The sequence below is a fragment of the Tetragenococcus halophilus genome, from assembly GCF_001712815.1.
Lineage (GTDB): Bacteria > Bacillota > Bacilli > Lactobacillales > Enterococcaceae > Tetragenococcus > Tetragenococcus halophilus.
Window position 1 is genome coordinate 593,566 of record NZ_CP012047.1, and the last position, 16,315, is coordinate 609,880.

The following is a 16,315-nucleotide window of genomic DNA, read 5'->3' on the forward strand; positions in this document are numbered from 1 at the left end:
TAGATTAATTTATTCAAATAAGATAATATAATGATAAATTTATTGCCGAAAGTCGAGGAGATCATGGAAAATAATAAACCATCTGTCTATCAACAAACTCTTGATAACTTAAATAAGCTTATTATAAATAAAACATGGAAACCTGGTCAAAGACTTCCTACGATGAAACAACTAGCAAAAAAATTGGATGTTAGTGTAACGATCATACGAGAAGTGCTGCGTACGCTTGAAATTCATGGTGTAGTGAGTATCGAACATGGAAGAGGAATCTATTTAAGAAATGACCCTAATGCTGTGTATTCGAATACAATAGATCATAAAGGAAAAATATCGCTACTTTCGATATTAAAGGCTCGGTTGCTGGTGGAGCCAGAACAAGCGTATTATTGCGCAAAGAAGGCTGACCCCAAACTATGTAGAGATCTGCAAAACCTAGCTTCTCAACTAGATCGTGAGATGAAGGTGAGCGATAACTTTCTAACTACCGATTTAAAATTTCATCAAATGATTTCAAAGGGCGCGGAACAACCCTCATTAATGATAATGACGCAGTCGCTTGAAAAATACCAAATAGAAAGCCGTCGTATGACCAATACACTACCACAAATGAGAACAAAAGCTGCCCTATATCATCAACTGATTGCAGCAGCTATTACTACCCATAAAGCAAAAGAAGCTAAGCAACTAATGGAGATGCATATAAAGTCAATGATCGAGCCATTAGAAGAAAATTATGAAAATGAGAGCTAGTTAATACTAATGATGCTAAGCATACTTGTAGACAAAATGTTTTTTATCATTGTTCAGACTAAAAAAGCGACTAAACTTCTGAACCGACCCCCAAAAGTTAGACCAAAAATCTAACTTTGGAGGTCGGTATTTTTATGAGCAACTTATTATTGATAAAAATTGTCAAAATAATTTCGAAACAAGGCGTCTAATACAACATGTAAGGTAGTAAATAAATTATACTCGGCATTTGGATCATCAGAAACACCTTCGAGTTGAGTGGCTTGATAATATAAATTATGAGAAGACAAATTAGACAAATGATTTCTAGTTAAAGGCGTGACAGAAATAATCTTTACTTTTTTTAACTTTAAAAGTTGGGAGATTTCTGTTACATCTTTACCTTCTCCGCTATAGGAAATAATGAGGATGACGTCATTTTTTTGAACCTTTTCTGAGACCCAGCGTAATTCAGTGATTGAGGGGATGACAGTCATATAGATATCAAGAGCCATGAAATTTCGGGCAAAAAGTTCAGCAGTATTGTGTTCACCCCAGTCTGTTCCAAACACAAAAATATTTTTTGCTTCAGCGATTAATCGATTGATGGGTAATAAATTTGTTTCTTCGGTTAAATGAATCGTTTTTTCAATGTCTGACTGTAACAATTGCCAGCTTTTATTTTTATTTGTTCTCCGCTCATTCACTTCTTGTTTTAAAAAGAATTTAAATTCGTTGAAACCACTAAAACCTAACTTTTTTGAAAGTCGAGTAATACTTGCAGGAGAAGTGTAAGTATTACTAGCTAATTCAGCGGCTTGCATGTAAATGATTTTACTTTTAGCAGAGATAATGTATTCTAGCAGTACGTATTCTATGTTGGAAAAGGAACTTACTTGATTAATTCGTTCTTCTAAGCGCATGATAAACTCCCTCCTGAAATCACTTTCATTTTACGAAATTGAAACCAAAAAAGCAAATGACAACTGAAATAACTGAAAATGATTGGGGTTTTTAGTTTTTTGCTTTACTATAAAGTTGAATCAAAAGGAAAGGATGGAGAATTTATGAAAACCAATCATTTAAATGTTGTTATTGCTGGAGGAGGGAGTACATACACACCAGGAATTGTTCAAGCAATGATTTCAAGCAGAGAGCGCTTCCCATTTTCTTCATTGACCCTTTATGATATTGATGAAGCACGTAATGATGATATGTTTGAGATTATTCGTTATATGCTAAAAAAGGAAGCGCTGTCAAATGAAGTCGATCTTTATCAAACAACTGATGCACAAGAAGCTTTCACTGGCGCAGATTTTATTTTTTCGCAATTACGCGTTGGAGGAATGAAAATGCGTGAACTTGATGAGAAAATACCGATGAAATATGGTCTTGTTGGTCAAGAAACGTGTGGTTTAGGCGGTTTTTCCTATGGTTTACGTTCCATTAAAGGTTTGTTAGAGATTGTATCTTATGTGGACCATTATGCGTCTGACGCCTGGTTGTTAAATTATACAAACCCGGAAACTTTAGTTTCGGAGGCAGTAAGACGAGCTTTTCCCGATGTTAAAATGTTAAACGCTTGTGATATGACGATTTCAATTGAAGAAACAATTGCGACTAATTATGGTTACGATCGTAAAAACTGGATTCCAATGTATTATGGGTTAAATCATTTTGGATGGTATACTTCCATTTATGATAAATCTGTCGATCGTGATGTTTTGCCCGAAATTCTTGAACGTTTAGAAAATGAGCGATTACATGTCGCTGATTTCAATGCAGGAGATGATACTTGGCAAGAAGCATGGGACATGATGCGTTTGATGACCAAAAACTTTCCAGGATACTTGCCAAATAACTATTTAGAGTATTATTTGTATCCTAATCGAACAGTGGAACATACGGATCCTAACTATACAAGGGCAAATATTGTTATGGATGGGCGCGAAAAACAAACGAAAGAGATGGCTCGGAAAGTGCGTGAACAAGAAAAAGGGGAAATTCTGGACTTTAATTTTGGCGAGCACGGAAACTATATTATGGATATGGCAGCTTCTATCTTAAATGACAATCATGATCGTTTTATGCTAATTGTGCCTAACAAAGGGGCGATTCCTAATTTGCGTGACGATGCGATGGTAGAAGTACCTGCTTATGTGGGTCGAACTGGTGCTGAACCAATTTCTTTGCGTTTTGCAATCAATGACTTTCATAAAGGATTAATGGAAGCGCAAAATGCAGCAGAAAAGCTACTTGTTGATGCTTATTTTGAACATTCCTATCAAAAGGCCTTACAGGCATTTACTTTAAATCAAACCGTTTATTCAGCAGATCCGGCAAAGCAAATTCTTGATGACTTTATTAAAGCAAATGGCGACTACTGGCCAGAGTTGAATTGACAAGGAGGAACTCACTATGATGGCAAAGATCCAACGTTTTGGTGGTGCAATGTTTACGCCGGTTTTGTTCTTTGTATTTTCAGGAATTGTTATTGCTGTTGCATCAGTAATTAATGATCCGGCAATTGTTGGAAATATTGCAGAAGAAGGAACTTTATGGAATAAAGTATGGGAAATTATTGAAGAGGGCGGCTGGACTGTTTTCAATAATATGGAAATTTTATTTGCTATTGGTCTACCTTTGGGCTTGGCTAAAAAGGCGAATGCACGTGCAGCGTTAGAATCCTTCGTTCTTTATATGACATTTAATACATTTACGTCTAAAATATTAGAAAATTTCGGTTCGACTTTTGGTGTAAATTTTGACCAGCAAGTGGGCGAAGGTTTGAAAATGATCGGTGGAGTAAAAACTTTAGATACTGGAGTTGTCGGTTCGATTATTATTGCTGGCGTTGTGATCTATTTGCATAATCGCTTTTTTGATACTCAACTTCCAGAGTACTTAGGGATTTTTCAAGGTTCAGCCTTAATTGGTATGATTGGATTTTTTGCGATGTTTGTCATGGCGCTTCTATTTTCTTGGATATGGCCAATCTTTCAACAGGGCGTCCAATCTTTACAAGCTTTTATGGTTCGCTCAGGGAATTTCGGGGTATTCACTTATATTTTTTTAGAAAAAGCCTTACTTCCAACGGGATTACACCACTTTATTTATGCACCATTTCAATTTGGCCCAGCTGTGGTTGAAGGAGGCACGACTTTGTATTGGATGGAGCATTTAAAAGAATTTGCTTCTTCTTCCCAAAGTTTGAAAGCGCTGTTTCCTGAGGGAGGATTTGCATTACAAGGTTTATCTAATCTCTTTGGTGTGCCAGGAATTGCATTAGCATTTTATGCAACAGCTAAAAAAGCAAATAAGAAAAAAGTTTTGGCGCTAATTGTTCCGGGGGTTATCACTGCTGTGTTAGCAGGAATTACTGAGCCATTTGATTATACTTTCCTATTTATCGCTCCTGTTCTATTTTTTGTCCATGCTGTTTTAGCAGCAATTCTAGCAACAACTTCTTATGCCTTAGGTGTTGTCGGTGATATGGGTGGAGGCTTGATTGAAATAATCACTAAAAATTGGATTCCAATGGCAGCTAATCATTGGCAAACTTATGTAATTCAAGTAGGCGTTGGTTTAGCTTTCATTTTGATATATTTTCTTGTTTTTCGTTTTTTAATTTTGAAATTTGATTTTAAAACACCAGGGCGTGCCGACGAAGAAGTAACGATGTTTACTAAAGCTGATTATAAAGAGAAAAAACAAGAAGATGGTCATGAAGATGATCTTTATCACGATCAAGCGCTCGGCTTTTTGGAAGCATTCGGTGGTGCTGAAAATATAGAAAACGTCAATAACTGTGCAACCAGATTACGTGTATCTGTTAAAGATGAAAACCAAGTGCAAAATGATGATGCGTTTAAAGCTTGGGGAGCACATGGTGTTGTTAGGAATAATAAATACTTTCAAGTGATTGTAGGTTTGAATGTACCCCAAGTTCGAGAAAGTTTTGATAAGTTAGTTGAAGAAAATGAAAAATAATCTTAGAGATCCTGCTCGTTATCTAGAGGCGAGCAGGTTTTTTTATAAATGATTTGTTTTGAACGACACCTTTCGCCATTGTTCAATGTTATTGGTGGTAACTTTTGTGATGTGCCACCAATAACATTTACTTTGGAGGTAACTCTGTAGATGTGCCACCAATAATACTGTTATAAGGAAGATTTCTACTTTCATTCAATAAAGCGATTTTTTCTTGTAAAATTGTATACTATATTTTAATCACACATTCTTCACCGTATAGAATTGGAGGTTTGTTATATGATGGAAAAAGAAAAATTTATCGAAACGATTCAACGTGGCCTGATTGTTTCTTGTCAAGCATTAGCAGGAGAACCTATGTATACAAAAAAGGGTGGCGTGATGCCGCTTTTTGCATTAGCAGCACAACAAGCCGACGCAGTTGCTATAAGAGCAAATTCAACCAGGGATATTGCTGAAATTAAAAATACTGTTGATTTACCAATCATTGGAATAATCAAAAAAGATTATCCACCCCAAGAACCATTTATCACTGCAACTATGCAAGAAGTAGACGAACTGGTCGCAACAGGAGTTGAAGTGATTGCACTAGATTGTACATTACGTGAACGTTATGATGGTAAATCTGTGAGACAATTTATCCAAGAAGTGAAAGCCAAGTATCCCGATCAATTATTGATGGCCGATATTGCTACTTTTTCAGAAGGAGAGAATGCGATAAAATCCGGAATCGATTTTGTAGGTACAACACTAAGCGGCTATACTAAAGAAAGTTTTGAATCTCCTAAGCCGAATATTCCTTTAATGAAAAAGTTAGTTGCTGCAGGTTATCCTGTAATCGCTGAAGGAAATATTCATACACCTGAACAAGCAAAAGAAATTAAAGAAATAGGTGTAACAGGAATGGTTGTAGGAGGTGCGATTACACGGCCTAAAGAAATTGCTGAGCGATTTGTTGCGGCGCTGGAAGAAACTACCTAAATTAGGTGTTTTATTGTTTTAGTATATTAAAGATTTGAAAGGTCAACTCTATTTTGTAATAGTTTTGGTCTTTTTTATTATGTCTATACATTTTTCCTAGTAGTAGGAAAAAAAGGAGTTTGTTAGGAAAATATATACAACTTATAATTCAATTATAAATATAAGAAAGCGGTGACAATAATGAAAAATATATTATTAATTTGCGGTTCAGGTGCATCAAGTGGTTTTATGGCAGGTGCTATTCGCAAAGCGGCAAAGAAAAAAGGGGAAAAAGTTAGTGTAAAGGCAGCCAGTGAGTCTCAGTTAGATGAGCGTATTGATGAAATTGATTATCTATTAATAGGTCCTCATTTATCTTATATGGTGGATGAATTAAAGAAAAAAACACAAGAAAAAATGTCCAAATTGCAGTTATCCCACAAGCTATTTACGGAGCATTAGATGGGAAAAAAGCATTAGAGCTAATACTAAATATGGAGGGGTAAAACAATGATGAAAAAAATTATGGATTTTATGACGAATAAATTTGCTCCAAAGGTAAATAAAATCGTAAAAAATCCTTGGGTTGCTTCTATTCAAGATTCTATCATGACTGCGCTACCTCTAGTTTTTGTAGGGTCGATCGTCACAGTGTTTTCTTTATTGAATAATGTTTTTGATAATTTACCAGATTTTTCGAGAATCAGTGATTTTTCTTTTGGAATGTTTGGATTGGTAGTTTCGTTTTTAATTTCTTATTATTTGATGGAAAAGAAAGGGAATGACTTGAAATTGATTACAGGAGCAACTGGTCTTGTATTATTTATGATGCTTTTATATCCTACGGTTACTGCTGGAGGGGATGTTACATTTATCTTGGAAAGATTTGGTGCTACAGGAATGTTTTTAGCTATTGTTACAGGTTTATTTGTCGGCTGTGTGATGAATTTTGCTGCAAAAAGATCTTTTTTTGATGAAGACACCCCTATTCCTGATTTTGTTGTGGGTTGGTTTAATAGTTTATTACCAATCACTTTTCTATTATTAGTTGGTTGGTTTATTACAGTTCAATTAAATATAGACTTTTTCGAAATTATTATTTACATTTTTAGTCCATTAGCGGCAATTGTTCAGTCTTATCCAGGTTTTGTATTATCTGTATTTATTCCAGCTTTCTTATATACTTTTGGCATTTCAGGTTGGGTTATGATGCCAGCCATCTATCCGGTGTATATGGCTGGTTTAGCAGAAAATATTCAGGCAACTGCTAACGGACAAGAAGCAACCAATATTGCGACGCAAGAAACAATTTATGCTTTTTCTTCCTTGGGGGGAATTGGTACTACCTTAGCGCTTGCTTTTATGATGTTAATATTAAGTAAGTCCGCGCAATTAAAGGCTATTGGAAAAGCTGTTTTTATCCCTTCCATTTTTAATATTAACGAACCGTTGATGTTTGGTGCCCCAGTTGCTTTTAATCCCTATTTGATGGTGCCAATGTGGATCAATGAAATTATCGTTCCAAGCATTGCTTATTTTGTTATGTCAATTGGGGTAGTAAATATTCCAACGCAATCATTCTTATTATGGTACATCCCTTATCCTATTGCGTCTTATCTTGCTACACAGGATTGGCGGGCGATTATTATAGCTATTGCTATATTTGTTGTTACTTGGATCGTATTTTTACCATTTTTTAAAGCTTACGATAATTCGTTGCTTAAAAAAGAAGCACAAGAAGCTGAAGTAGGTGAATAATTTCTAGTTTAATTAGCGTGATAAAATATTAATTCGTTCTAGTAGCTTAAATATGGAATGAAATTCAAGCAGTTAGATTATTGTCTAGCTGCTTTTTTCTTATTGTTCGTTCTTATAAATGTGCAGATTTTAGTAACATGATTGAAATAATAATAATTATGTACTATCGTTATCTACGGAACAAGTAATAATTAGAAGTTATATTTCGAGGAGATGTAGTGTTGAATATTCGTATTATTGGTTTAGGAAAAATGGGGATAAATTTAGCTTACAACCTATTAGATCATGGCTATGAAGTTTCTGGATTTGATCAAAATAGTGAAATGAAGAGTGAATTTGAAGGAAACGGAGGAAAGTTTTATTCAAATTTTGAAGCATTGATGGAAGATAAGAAACCATCTTCCGTTGTTTGGCTCATGCTACCAGCAGGTGAGATTACTAATAATCAAGTTTCTTCCTGTGTTCAGGCAATGAACCAAGGCGATATTTTAGTTGATGGTGGGAATTCTAAATTTACTGATAGCCAAAAAAACGGTGAGAAAGCCAAAGAACAAGGCGTTTATTTCTTTGATGTAGGTACTTCTGGCGGTACTTCTGGCGCTCGTGAAGGTGCTTGTATGATGATCGGTGGCGACGCAGAAAAGTTTGAAGAGATTCGTCCTTTGTTTGAAGCTCTTTGTGTAAAAGACGGGTATTTTTATTGCGGACCAGTCGGCAGTGGTCATTATTTAAAAATGATTCATAACGGTATCGAATATGGCATGATGCAGGCTATTGGTGAAGGATTTAATCTTATTCATCATGGAGAATATGACTACGATCTGTCAGGAGTCGCAAAAGTCTTTAACAATGGTTCAGTAATCCGTAGCTGGTTGATGGGCCTAACAGAAAACTTATTACAAGAAGATCCTGACCTTAAAGATATTGAAGGCGTGATCCCATCTTCAGGTGAAGGAAAATGGACAGCTGAAGAAATGCTGCGACAAGAACTATCGGCTCCAGTAATTACGCAAGCTTTGTTAGCTAGATATGCTAGTGTCGATGAAGAAAAATTTGGTGAAAAAGTTGTTGCTTCTTTACGTAATCAATTTGGTGGACATGACGTTTCGAAGAAATAGTATTATATGATTAAAAGTATATAGAGCGTTAAAAATTTGCGTGTTCCGCAACATGTTTAGAAGGTCATTGACAATAAATAACTATATAGAAGCATAATTAATGTTCAGTTTTTTATTTAAGTAGTGTTTTCTACAATTATGTAGGCTTATTATATTGTGAATCTAAAAGATTCCATTATAATAAGCCTTTTTTATTTGTTATAAATTTGACGTTATTTATTATCTGTTGCCTTCTTTTTTAGTAGTTTTAGAAGCTTACAGATATAGTTAGAAAATATTCAGAAGATTTTATAACCGTCGTTATTTTCATGTTTCTTAATTCATTGATGAAAAACGGAAGAAGTAAGGGCCTACTTTATTATAGACGTAATGCTATCGTAAATATACAGAAAGGAGGGAAGAATGGATGTGGAAATAAATAAGAGAGATGTAGAAATACTAAATTTTATATTAATGACTCCAAATGTTGAGTGGATTAGTATATCCAAATTAGTACAACTTTTTTACTTCCCACTGCCAAAAAGATTGTCTTAATTTTTTCGCATACTCTCCTATAATGAAAACGTAATCAAAAGTTAGGAGTGAAAATTATGGTAGATTGGTTAAATATTGAAGGTAAAACAGTTATTGTCACAGGGGGTTCTTCTGGAATTGGAAAGAGTATAGTTGAAAGTTTGCTTGCACAAAAAGTAAATGTAGCCAACTTTGATCTTGAAGATTCGGACTTAGATGACAAACATTTACTATTTGTAAAAACTGATGTTACTTCACGAAGCGATGTAGAAGCTGGGGTACAGACAGTAATTGACAATTTTGGAACGATTGATGGATTGGTAAATAACGCTGGGATTAATATTCCTAGGCTATTAGTAGACAAAAATAACCCTCAAGGAAAATATGAATTATCAGAAGATGTATTTGATAAAATAATAGCTGTAAATCAAAAAGGATTATTTTTAATGAGCCAAGCCGTTGGACGTGTTTTGGTGGAAAAAGAAGAAGGAGTGATTATTAATATGTCTTCTGAATCTGGTTTAGAAGGTTCTGAAGGGCAAAGTCCATATGCGGCAACGAAAGCTGCCGTTAATAGCTTTACTCGTTCTTGGTCAAAAGAGTTAGGAAAATCAAATGTTCGAGTTGTGGGAATTGCGCCAGGAATTATGGAAGAAACAGGTTTGAGAACGTTAGCTTATGAAGAAGCGCTTGCTTATACAAGGGGAATTACAGTGGAACAACTACGAGAAGGTTATTCAAAAACGAGCACGATTCCATTAGGACGTAGTGGTTACTTGCATGAAGTGGCAGATTTAGTTAGTTATTATCTGTCTGATCGTGCTAGTTATATCACAGGCGTTACAACAAATGTGGCTGGAGGTAAAACCAGAGGCTAGAATTGGAGGGTAAAAATGGCTGTAGTCAATCGTTGGTACCAGATTCTACAATTGCTAGTTACCCGCAAGCAAATGACAACGACAGAATTGGAACAAAAACTATCCATTAGTCGGCAAACAATACGAAGTAGTATCAAAGCTTTAAATGAAGAACTTACTGATATTGCTGAAATTAAACAAAAAGATCATATGTATCAATTAAATGTTAAAAACTTTGAACGATTTGAAGAAGTTATGGTTGGTGACTTAAAGAAAACAAGTGATTTCAATTCAGCGAATAAAAGAATTGCTTTTATGCTTAAAAGGTTGATTGAATCTAATGATTTTATTGCTATGGACGAATTATCTGAAGAATTAGGGGTAAGTCGAGGCACAACGGCGAATGATACTAAAGAGATGAAACGATTGGTGCGTTTTTTTAATGTAAAAGTTAGTGGAACTCCAAATAGAGGGATGCGAATTTACGGGAGTGAATTTGACCTACGTTTGCTTTATATCTATCATGTGCAAGATTATTTTGCAGACGATTTTTTACCATCAGAAATATTACAATTGGTCGATCAAATTGCGCAAGTTGGGCAAGTATCAAAAATGTATACGGCGCTTTTAAAGAAAACAATCGCTACAGTTATAAAAAGAATTGAGGGCGGTTATCTATTAGAAACTATGCCACATGATTATATTAATTATGTACGCTCTTATGAAGGTATTGAAAGGTTGATGTATCGTCTTGAATTAGCTTTTGGTATCACGCTAAGTGAGAATGAAAAAAGTTTTATTTGTTTTCCATTAAGCCTTAGTTCCAATCAATTAAAAAGTATACAGGATGAGAATGAAAAAGAACTAAAAGTGCGTTTTGAACAAATGATGGCTCATATTCATAATGCTTTAGTGGTTGATTTAGATGAGAAAAGCTTATTTGTTGATATGAAATATCATTTGATGTATTTATTTAATCGTTTGTTATTCCATTTTGAAATACAAGATTTATTTTATGGGGAGATTGAGAATCAGTATCCTTTTGCTTATGAGCTTGCAAAAGTAGGAATGGCTCGATTAGAAAAAGAATTAAATCGGAAGGCACCGGCTGTTGAAGTTAGTTATTTAGCTTTATATTTTGAGTTAGCTATACGCAAACAGACAGATAAAGCGGTACAAAAAGAGATTGCTATTGTTTGTAGTACAGGGAAAGGAACTGCGCTAATTATTCAACGACAAATTGAAAAGGTCGTAGGTACTGAAATTAAAATTACTCACTTTTCAGAGGAAGAATATAAACAGCAAGACCTTAACCAATATTTTGCAGTGTTTTCAACGATTCCTTTGAAAAATGTCAAATCGAGCACTCCCGTTGTACATATAACGAATTTGTTTAACACAGAATGGTTACGAGATGAATGGGAGCGCGTGAATGAAATACGCTCAAGAAGTTTTGAAAATATTACTTTTCGTTTCACAAAGTTAGATTTTACAAAGTCATATAATGAAAATTTAAAAGAAATGGTCCAAAAATTAACGCAAGAAGATATTGTAGATACACAATTTGAGTCACGTGTTTTTGAACGAGAGGAAAAACATACGACGATTTATGAAGCAGGGGTTGCATTTCCTCATACAATTAATAAAAAAAGCGAGCAAATTATTTTATCTTTAGGTGTGTTTCCGCAAGAAACGTTAAAAACATCGAGTGGAAAGGTTGAATTAATAATATTATTAGCAATTCCTGAAGCACTGTCAGAAGGCGACGAGTCAGAATTACTGAAACTCTATGATTTTGTTTTCGCTTTTACAACGAGTAAGCAGTTACGTAAGGAACTTCGTCAATTGGAAGATTTATCTGAATTAAAAGACTGGATGAATAGGAGGTTTTTATCGTGAATTTTATTTATGTTTTTGGTTTCTTTGCGCTAGCGGCTTACCTTTTACAAGCTCTTTTAGGCTTTCGACAAATTAAGCATTTTAATAATATCTATCAATCATTACGCAAAAAGGGAAAAGTAGCGATTGGTCGAAGAAAGGGTCGATTTAAAGCAGGTACGCTAGTCTTATTCGCAGTAACAAACGAAGGTATAATTTTAGATGCTAAGAAGATGCAAGGAGTGACAGTTTTGGCCAAATTTCATTCCATTCCTCAGTATTTAGGAGAAGATATCCACTATCTGGATACGTATAATCCTTTAGTTCGAAAGGAAAATAAGTTATTACGACAAGCTATGGAAAATGCTAGAGAAGTTTTTCTACGGGTTGAAGTAGGAAACTATCGAGAAGAGAAACCTATGTCACCAGTTGGTGTTGCCATAAACCAACTTCAATTATGGAAAAACCAAATGAAATTAAAAAGGAAAAGGAGCGTGTAATCATGAAGTATGTTACAAATTTTGCCGAAGGGTTTATGAATTTATTTGAAACAGGGGCTGAGACTTTTATTGATTGGATGAGCAGTATTGTTCCGCTTGTTTTGATGTTATTAGTTGCTATGAATACGATTATTGCATTTTTGGGAGAGGAACGAGTAACCAAATTAGCCAGAGTATCTTCTAAAAATGTTGTTACTCGATATATGATTTTGCCTTTTATTTCAGCTTTTATGTTAGGAAATCCAATGTCATTTACTTTAGCTCGCTTTTTGCCTGAATACTATAAACCTAGTTACTTTGCCTCACAAGCACAATTTTGTCATACCAGCAACGGCGTGTTTCCTCATATTAACCCAGGAGAATTATTTATTTGGATGGGAATTGCTCAAGGAATTGAACAATTAGGCCTTAATTCTATGGACTTGGCAATCCGCTATCTTTTAGTAGGACTTGTGATGAACTTTGTTGGTGGTTGGGTCACCGATTACACAACAGCTTTTGTTTGCAAACAGCAAGGAATCACACTTAATAAAAAAGCAAGTACAGTTACAGAATAAGGAGGGTCAAAAATGGCTTATAATAGTATAAAAGTAGTGAAAGGAAACGGTGGTTATGGCGGGCCATTAGTTATTACGCCAACAGAAGAAAAACATAAATTTATTTATGTTACTGGTGGGGGAGAAAAGCCAGCAATCGTTGATAAGATTGCTGAATTAACAGGCATGGAAGCTGTCAACGGTTTTAAAACATCTATTCCAGACGAAGAAATTGCTTTAGCTATTATCGATTGCGGAGGCACTTTAAGATGTGGAATTTATCCTAAAAAAGGTATCCCGACTATTAATATAGTTGCTACTGGGAAAAGCGGTCCATTAGCGCAGTATATTACTGAAGATATTTATGTATCAGCCGTAGGAAATAACCAAATTCAAATCGCTTCTGATGAAGAAACAGAAGCTACTACAGAAGCGGTAGAAAAAGAAGTTTCGGAAACGAAAAATCGTTCAGAAAACAAGTATGACACAAGCAAAAAAATTACTGAACAAAAAGCGGAACAACAAAGTTTTATTGCTAAAATAGGAATGGGTGCAGGAAAAGTAATTGCCACTTTTAACCAAGCAGCTCGAGACAGTGTACAAACAATGTTACATACTGTGATTCCTTTTATGGCGTTTGTCTCCTTACTAATTGGTATTATCCAAGGCTCTGGAATTGGAGATTGGATTGCGAAAGTTATGGCTCCTCTTGCCGGGAATGTATTTGGTTTAATTATTATGGGTTTTATCTGTTCGCTGCCGTTTTTATCTCCGCTGTTAGGACCTGGCGGAGTTATCGGTCAAGTAATTGGTACTTTAATTGGCGTAGAGATTGGAAAAGGAAATATTCCACCACAATTTGCTTTACCAGCACTATTTGCAATTAATACGCAAAATGCTTGTGACTTTATTCCAGTGGGGTTAGGTTTAGAAGAAGCTGAATCTGAAACAGTTGAAGTAGGAGTACCTTCTGTATTGTATTCACGCTTTTTGAATGGAGTGCCACGCGTGATTGTTGCTTGGTTAGCAAGTTTTGGTTTGTATAGTTAAGTATCGAAATTTTAGGAGGAACTAGGAATGTCAGTTTTTGAAACAGAAATTATTGCGGTTGGTCCAGAAGCAGAATTATTTAAAGATGAAAAAATGGTGATCTTATTTGGCAAAGATGCGCCTGATGCGTTAAAGGATTATTGTTACAGCATAAAAATAAATTCAGTGGAAGGTTCGATAACCATTGATTCCACCTTAACAATGGGAGATACTTCTTATGAAGTTACAGCTGTGGGGGAAGTTGTTCAAAAAAATTTAGAGGACTTAGGCCATATTACAATTAAATTTGATGGCTCCACTTCTGCTGAATTACCGGGAACATTATATGTAGAAGAAAAGGAGATACCCGAGTTAACTATAGGGACTCATATATCAATATAATAAGAAAAAAATCTGGACAAGTTTTTGCTCAGACTTTAAAATTGTAAGGAGAGAATTTCAATGAAATTTATGTTAGATACAGTCAATCTTGATAAAATTCGCTACTATCAATCTGTTTTGCCATTAGCTGGCGTAACTTCAAACCCTTCGATTATTAAAAAAGAAGGAAAAATTGATTTTTATGCGCATTTGAAAGCAATTAAAGAAATTATAGGTACTGCTGAATTACACGTACAAGTAGTTGGCGAGACAAAAGAAGAGATTGAAAAAGATGCGCAAAATATTGTGGAACATTTAGGCAAGGAAACTTTTATAAAAATCCCCGTGAATAATGAAGGACTTTCTGCGTTAAAAACATTAAAAAGTAAAAACTTTAACGTTACTGCTACTGCTATTTATACTGAATTTCAAGGATATTTAGCAATTGCTGCAGGAGCTGATTATTTGGCACCTTATTATAATCGAATGGAGAATTTGAATATAAATGCAGCGGACACTGTTGCAGCGATGGTAGGAGAGATTAAAAGATCTTCTGCGACGAGTCAAATACTCGCTGCTAGTTTTAAAAATGTAAGTCAGGTAAATCATGCTTGTCGTAGTGGTGCTCAAGCTATTACAGCAAGCCCGGATATTTTTGGCTCTTTGTCAAATAGTGTTGTTTAAGCAAAACCTTTATAAAAAGAAGGACTTCGGTTCTTCTTTTTTTGTTATTTTATAAGATCTCAAGAAGCCCTTGTTGAATAAGCACTCGCTTACGTAGATGATTAAAAGAACGAAAGCCAAAGGCAATCCGTTGAATTACTTTAATCAAGTTGTTTTTCCCTTCAAGTTTGCCGTTGGAATACGGTTGAGTAAAAGATAAGGTAATTTCTTTACGGTACTTTTGGAGGTGACGTAAGGATTTTTTAAAGGGTTCTTCTAATAAAGGCGACAGTTGATCAATGATAGCGAAAAATGGTTGCGCTTTGCCGTTTTCAAAAGCGTCAAGCAGATCTTGATAAACATCATAAGAAGCCTTAAGCACGGGATCAATGGTTAATAAGTAATCCACAACTTCCGATTCCGTCACATATTTTTGGCGAAAAAGAGGGAACTGTTTCAAATGGTCGTACCCCAAGTTTTTATGCTTTTTTTGGAGCTGTTTCCAGTATTTTTTTAATTTGCGATAATCCTTCATTTGTTGGGCGCTCTTTTTGTCCAGCTGGTTCATCGACCGAATCCGCTGCTGGTTAAAAGCTCGAGAAATCTGTTGGATAATGTGGAAATGATCCACAAGAATCTTGGCCTTCGGAAATACTTGAGGGATCATTTTTCCATAAGCCGAATTCATATCCATAACCACATGTTGGACTCTTTTCCGCGCTTGTTGAGTAAATCGTTGAAAGTAAGCAATCAGTTTGAAATTGCGGCGATCGTCCAAGATATCGATAATTTTTCCTGTCTGAGCGTCACTGAAGATAAAACACATGGCTCCTTCACAGTCCTTCGTGCCTTTGAATTCATCGATTAGCAAATGTTTCGGTAAATGGTTGGGATTGAATTTAAGTCCTTGATAGAAGGTATCCAATACGCGTTCCACGGTTTTAAATGAGACCCCATAGCGTAAAGCAATATCTTTCATCGATAGTTTTTTCTTCAAGTCTATCGCAATGGCAAACTTCAAGGCTTGCGAAATATAACAGTCTTTGGCGATATAATAGGTCCTGGCACTAAAAGTATGATGACAGGATTTACAATAAAATCGTTGCTTAAATAAGCGTAAAACGCTGGGCACTTCCTGATAAGGAATTAATTGAATATCCGAAGCCTTTGGCGAATGTTTAATAAGAAGATTCTCTTCATTTATGAGGCCACAACATTCGCAAGCTTTCGGGGTGTAGGTAAGGACACCGTAAAAGACATTCGTCATTCGATGATGAATGGGTTCTTTTTGAACTGCTTGAGCGGAAAAAAAGATGTGAGGGTCCTTAATATTGAGTAAGTTTTTAAGGCCTACATCTAGATTTTGATCTTTAATTTTGATATCTTTGTATTGAAGCATTTGT

Annotated in this window: 15 protein-coding genes and 1 pseudogene; 14 read left to right on the top strand and 2 right to left on the bottom strand. The window is 35.2% G+C overall.

Going from position 1 to position 16,315, the window contains the following annotated elements; translation table 11 throughout:
• Nucleotides 1–63: 63 nt before the first annotated feature.
• Nucleotides 64–750, top strand: coding sequence for a FadR/GntR family transcriptional regulator (locus tag AC806_RS02740; protein ID WP_069028733.1), 687 nt, complete (start codon nt 64–66; stop codon nt 748–750).
• 146 nt (nt 751–896) lie between these two features.
• On the opposite strand, the gene AC806_RS02745 is transcribed toward AC806_RS02740, so the two are convergent.
• Entirely contained in the window at nt 897–1,652 is a 756-nt protein-coding gene (locus AC806_RS02745) for a MurR/RpiR family transcriptional regulator (protein WP_061841255.1), read from the bottom strand.
• Between the two features lie 144 nt (nt 1,653–1,796).
• Between AC806_RS02745 and AC806_RS02750 the strand changes: the two genes are divergently transcribed.
• The 13 genes and pseudogenes from AC806_RS02750 to AC806_RS02810 all read left to right on the top strand — a co-directional run bounded on the left by AC806_RS02750 (nt 1,797) and on the right by AC806_RS02810 (nt 14,933).
• Nucleotides 1,797–3,131, top strand: a complete 1,335-nt coding sequence (locus tag AC806_RS02750) for a family 4 glycosyl hydrolase (protein WP_061841267.1) — start codon at nt 1,797–1,799, stop codon at nt 3,129–3,131.
• 16 nt (nt 3,132–3,147) lie between these two features.
• The gene (locus tag AC806_RS02755; RefSeq protein WP_069028734.1) at nt 3,148–4,719 is read left to right on the top strand and encodes an alpha-glucoside-specific PTS transporter subunit IIBC; all 1,572 of its coding nucleotides are present in this window, start codon (nt 3,148–3,150) and stop codon (nt 4,717–4,719) included.
• Nucleotides 4,720–5,001: 282 nt separating this feature from the next.
• Nucleotides 5,002–5,700, top strand: coding sequence for an N-acetylmannosamine-6-phosphate 2-epimerase (locus AC806_RS02760; RefSeq protein WP_061841268.1), 699 nt, complete (start codon nt 5,002–5,004; stop codon nt 5,698–5,700).
• A 180-nt stretch (nt 5,701–5,880) separates the two neighbouring features.
• Nucleotides 5,881–6,185 (top strand): annotated as a pseudogene (locus tag AC806_RS02765) (PTS sugar transporter subunit IIB).
• 7 nt (nt 6,186–6,192) lie between these two features.
• Nucleotides 6,193–7,437, top strand: coding sequence for a PTS sugar transporter subunit IIC (locus tag AC806_RS02770; protein ID WP_212880354.1), 1,245 nt, complete (start codon nt 6,193–6,195; stop codon nt 7,435–7,437).
• 221 nt (nt 7,438–7,658) lie between these two features.
• Entirely contained in the window at nt 7,659–8,555 is an 897-nt protein-coding gene (gnd, locus tag AC806_RS02775; RefSeq protein ID WP_061841258.1) for a phosphogluconate dehydrogenase (NAD(+)-dependent, decarboxylating), read from the top strand.
• A 590-nt stretch (nt 8,556–9,145) separates the two neighbouring features.
• A complete protein-coding gene (locus tag AC806_RS02780) occupies nt 9,146–9,946 on the top strand; it encodes an SDR family oxidoreductase (protein WP_061841259.1) in 801 nt (266 codons plus the stop codon).
• Between the two features lie 15 nt (nt 9,947–9,961).
• The gene (locus AC806_RS02785; RefSeq protein WP_069028735.1) at nt 9,962–11,824 is read left to right on the top strand and encodes a BglG family transcription antiterminator; all 1,863 of its coding nucleotides are present in this window, start codon (nt 9,962–9,964) and stop codon (nt 11,822–11,824) included.
• On the top strand, nt 11,821–12,303 hold the full coding sequence (locus AC806_RS02790) for a transcriptional regulator GutM (protein ID WP_061841261.1): 483 nt from the start codon (nt 11,821–11,823) through the stop codon (nt 12,301–12,303). Before AC806_RS02785 ends, AC806_RS02790 begins: the two co-directional genes overlap by 4 nt.
• A gap of 2 nt (nt 12,304–12,305) precedes the next feature.
• Nucleotides 12,306–12,860: a PTS glucitol/sorbitol transporter subunit IIC gene (gene srlA / locus AC806_RS02795; RefSeq protein ID WP_061841262.1), complete on the top strand. Its 555-nt coding sequence runs from the start codon at nt 12,306–12,308 to the stop codon at nt 12,858–12,860.
• 12 nt (nt 12,861–12,872) lie between these two features.
• Nucleotides 12,873–13,889, top strand: a complete 1,017-nt coding sequence (gene srlE, locus AC806_RS02800; RefSeq protein ID WP_061841263.1) for a PTS glucitol/sorbitol transporter subunit IIB — start codon at nt 12,873–12,875, stop codon at nt 13,887–13,889.
• Nucleotides 13,890–13,916: 27 nt separating this feature from the next.
• Nucleotides 13,917–14,270, top strand: coding sequence for a PTS glucitol/sorbitol transporter subunit IIA (locus AC806_RS02805; protein ID WP_061841264.1), 354 nt, complete (start codon nt 13,917–13,919; stop codon nt 14,268–14,270).
• Nucleotides 14,271–14,330: 60 nt separating this feature from the next.
• A complete protein-coding gene (locus tag AC806_RS02810) occupies nt 14,331–14,933 on the top strand; it encodes a fructose-6-phosphate aldolase (RefSeq protein WP_083207551.1) in 603 nt (200 codons plus the stop codon).
• A gap of 49 nt (nt 14,934–14,982) precedes the next feature.
• On the opposite strand, the gene AC806_RS02815 is transcribed toward AC806_RS02810, so the two are convergent.
• Nucleotides 14,983–16,311, bottom strand: coding sequence for an ISL3 family transposase (locus tag AC806_RS02815; RefSeq protein ID WP_012345024.1), 1,329 nt, complete (start codon nt 16,309–16,311; stop codon nt 14,983–14,985).
• Nucleotides 16,312–16,315 lie beyond the last annotated feature (4 nt).

Coding starts and splice junctions, on each gene's coding strand:
- AC806_RS02815 (WP_012345024.1), bottom strand. CDS start 16,311: ATGCTTCAATACAAAGATATCAAAATTAAAGATCAAAATCTAGATGTA.
- srlE (WP_061841263.1), top strand. CDS start 12,873: ATGGCTTATAATAGTATAAAAGTAGTGAAAGGAAACGGTGGTTATGGC.
- AC806_RS02760 (WP_061841268.1), top strand. CDS start 5,002: ATGGAAAAAGAAAAATTTATCGAAACGATTCAACGTGGCCTGATTGTT.
- AC806_RS02750 (WP_061841267.1), top strand. CDS start 1,797: ATGAAAACCAATCATTTAAATGTTGTTATTGCTGGAGGAGGGAGTACA.
- AC806_RS02780 (WP_061841259.1), top strand. CDS start 9,146: ATGGTAGATTGGTTAAATATTGAAGGTAAAACAGTTATTGTCACAGGG.
- AC806_RS02785 (WP_069028735.1), top strand. CDS start 9,962: ATGGCTGTAGTCAATCGTTGGTACCAGATTCTACAATTGCTAGTTACC.
- AC806_RS02755 (WP_069028734.1), top strand. CDS start 3,148: ATGATGGCAAAGATCCAACGTTTTGGTGGTGCAATGTTTACGCCGGTT.
- AC806_RS02805 (WP_061841264.1), top strand. CDS start 13,917: ATGTCAGTTTTTGAAACAGAAATTATTGCGGTTGGTCCAGAAGCAGAA.
- AC806_RS02745 (WP_061841255.1), bottom strand. CDS start 1,652: ATGCGCTTAGAAGAACGAATTAATCAAGTAAGTTCCTTTTCCAACATA.
- AC806_RS02770 (WP_212880354.1), top strand. CDS start 6,193: ATGAAAAAAATTATGGATTTTATGACGAATAAATTTGCTCCAAAGGTA.
- AC806_RS02740 (WP_069028733.1), top strand. CDS start 64: ATGGAAAATAATAAACCATCTGTCTATCAACAAACTCTTGATAACTTA.
- AC806_RS02810 (WP_083207551.1), top strand. CDS start 14,331: ATGAAATTTATGTTAGATACAGTCAATCTTGATAAAATTCGCTACTAT.
- srlA (WP_061841262.1), top strand. CDS start 12,306: ATGAAGTATGTTACAAATTTTGCCGAAGGGTTTATGAATTTATTTGAA.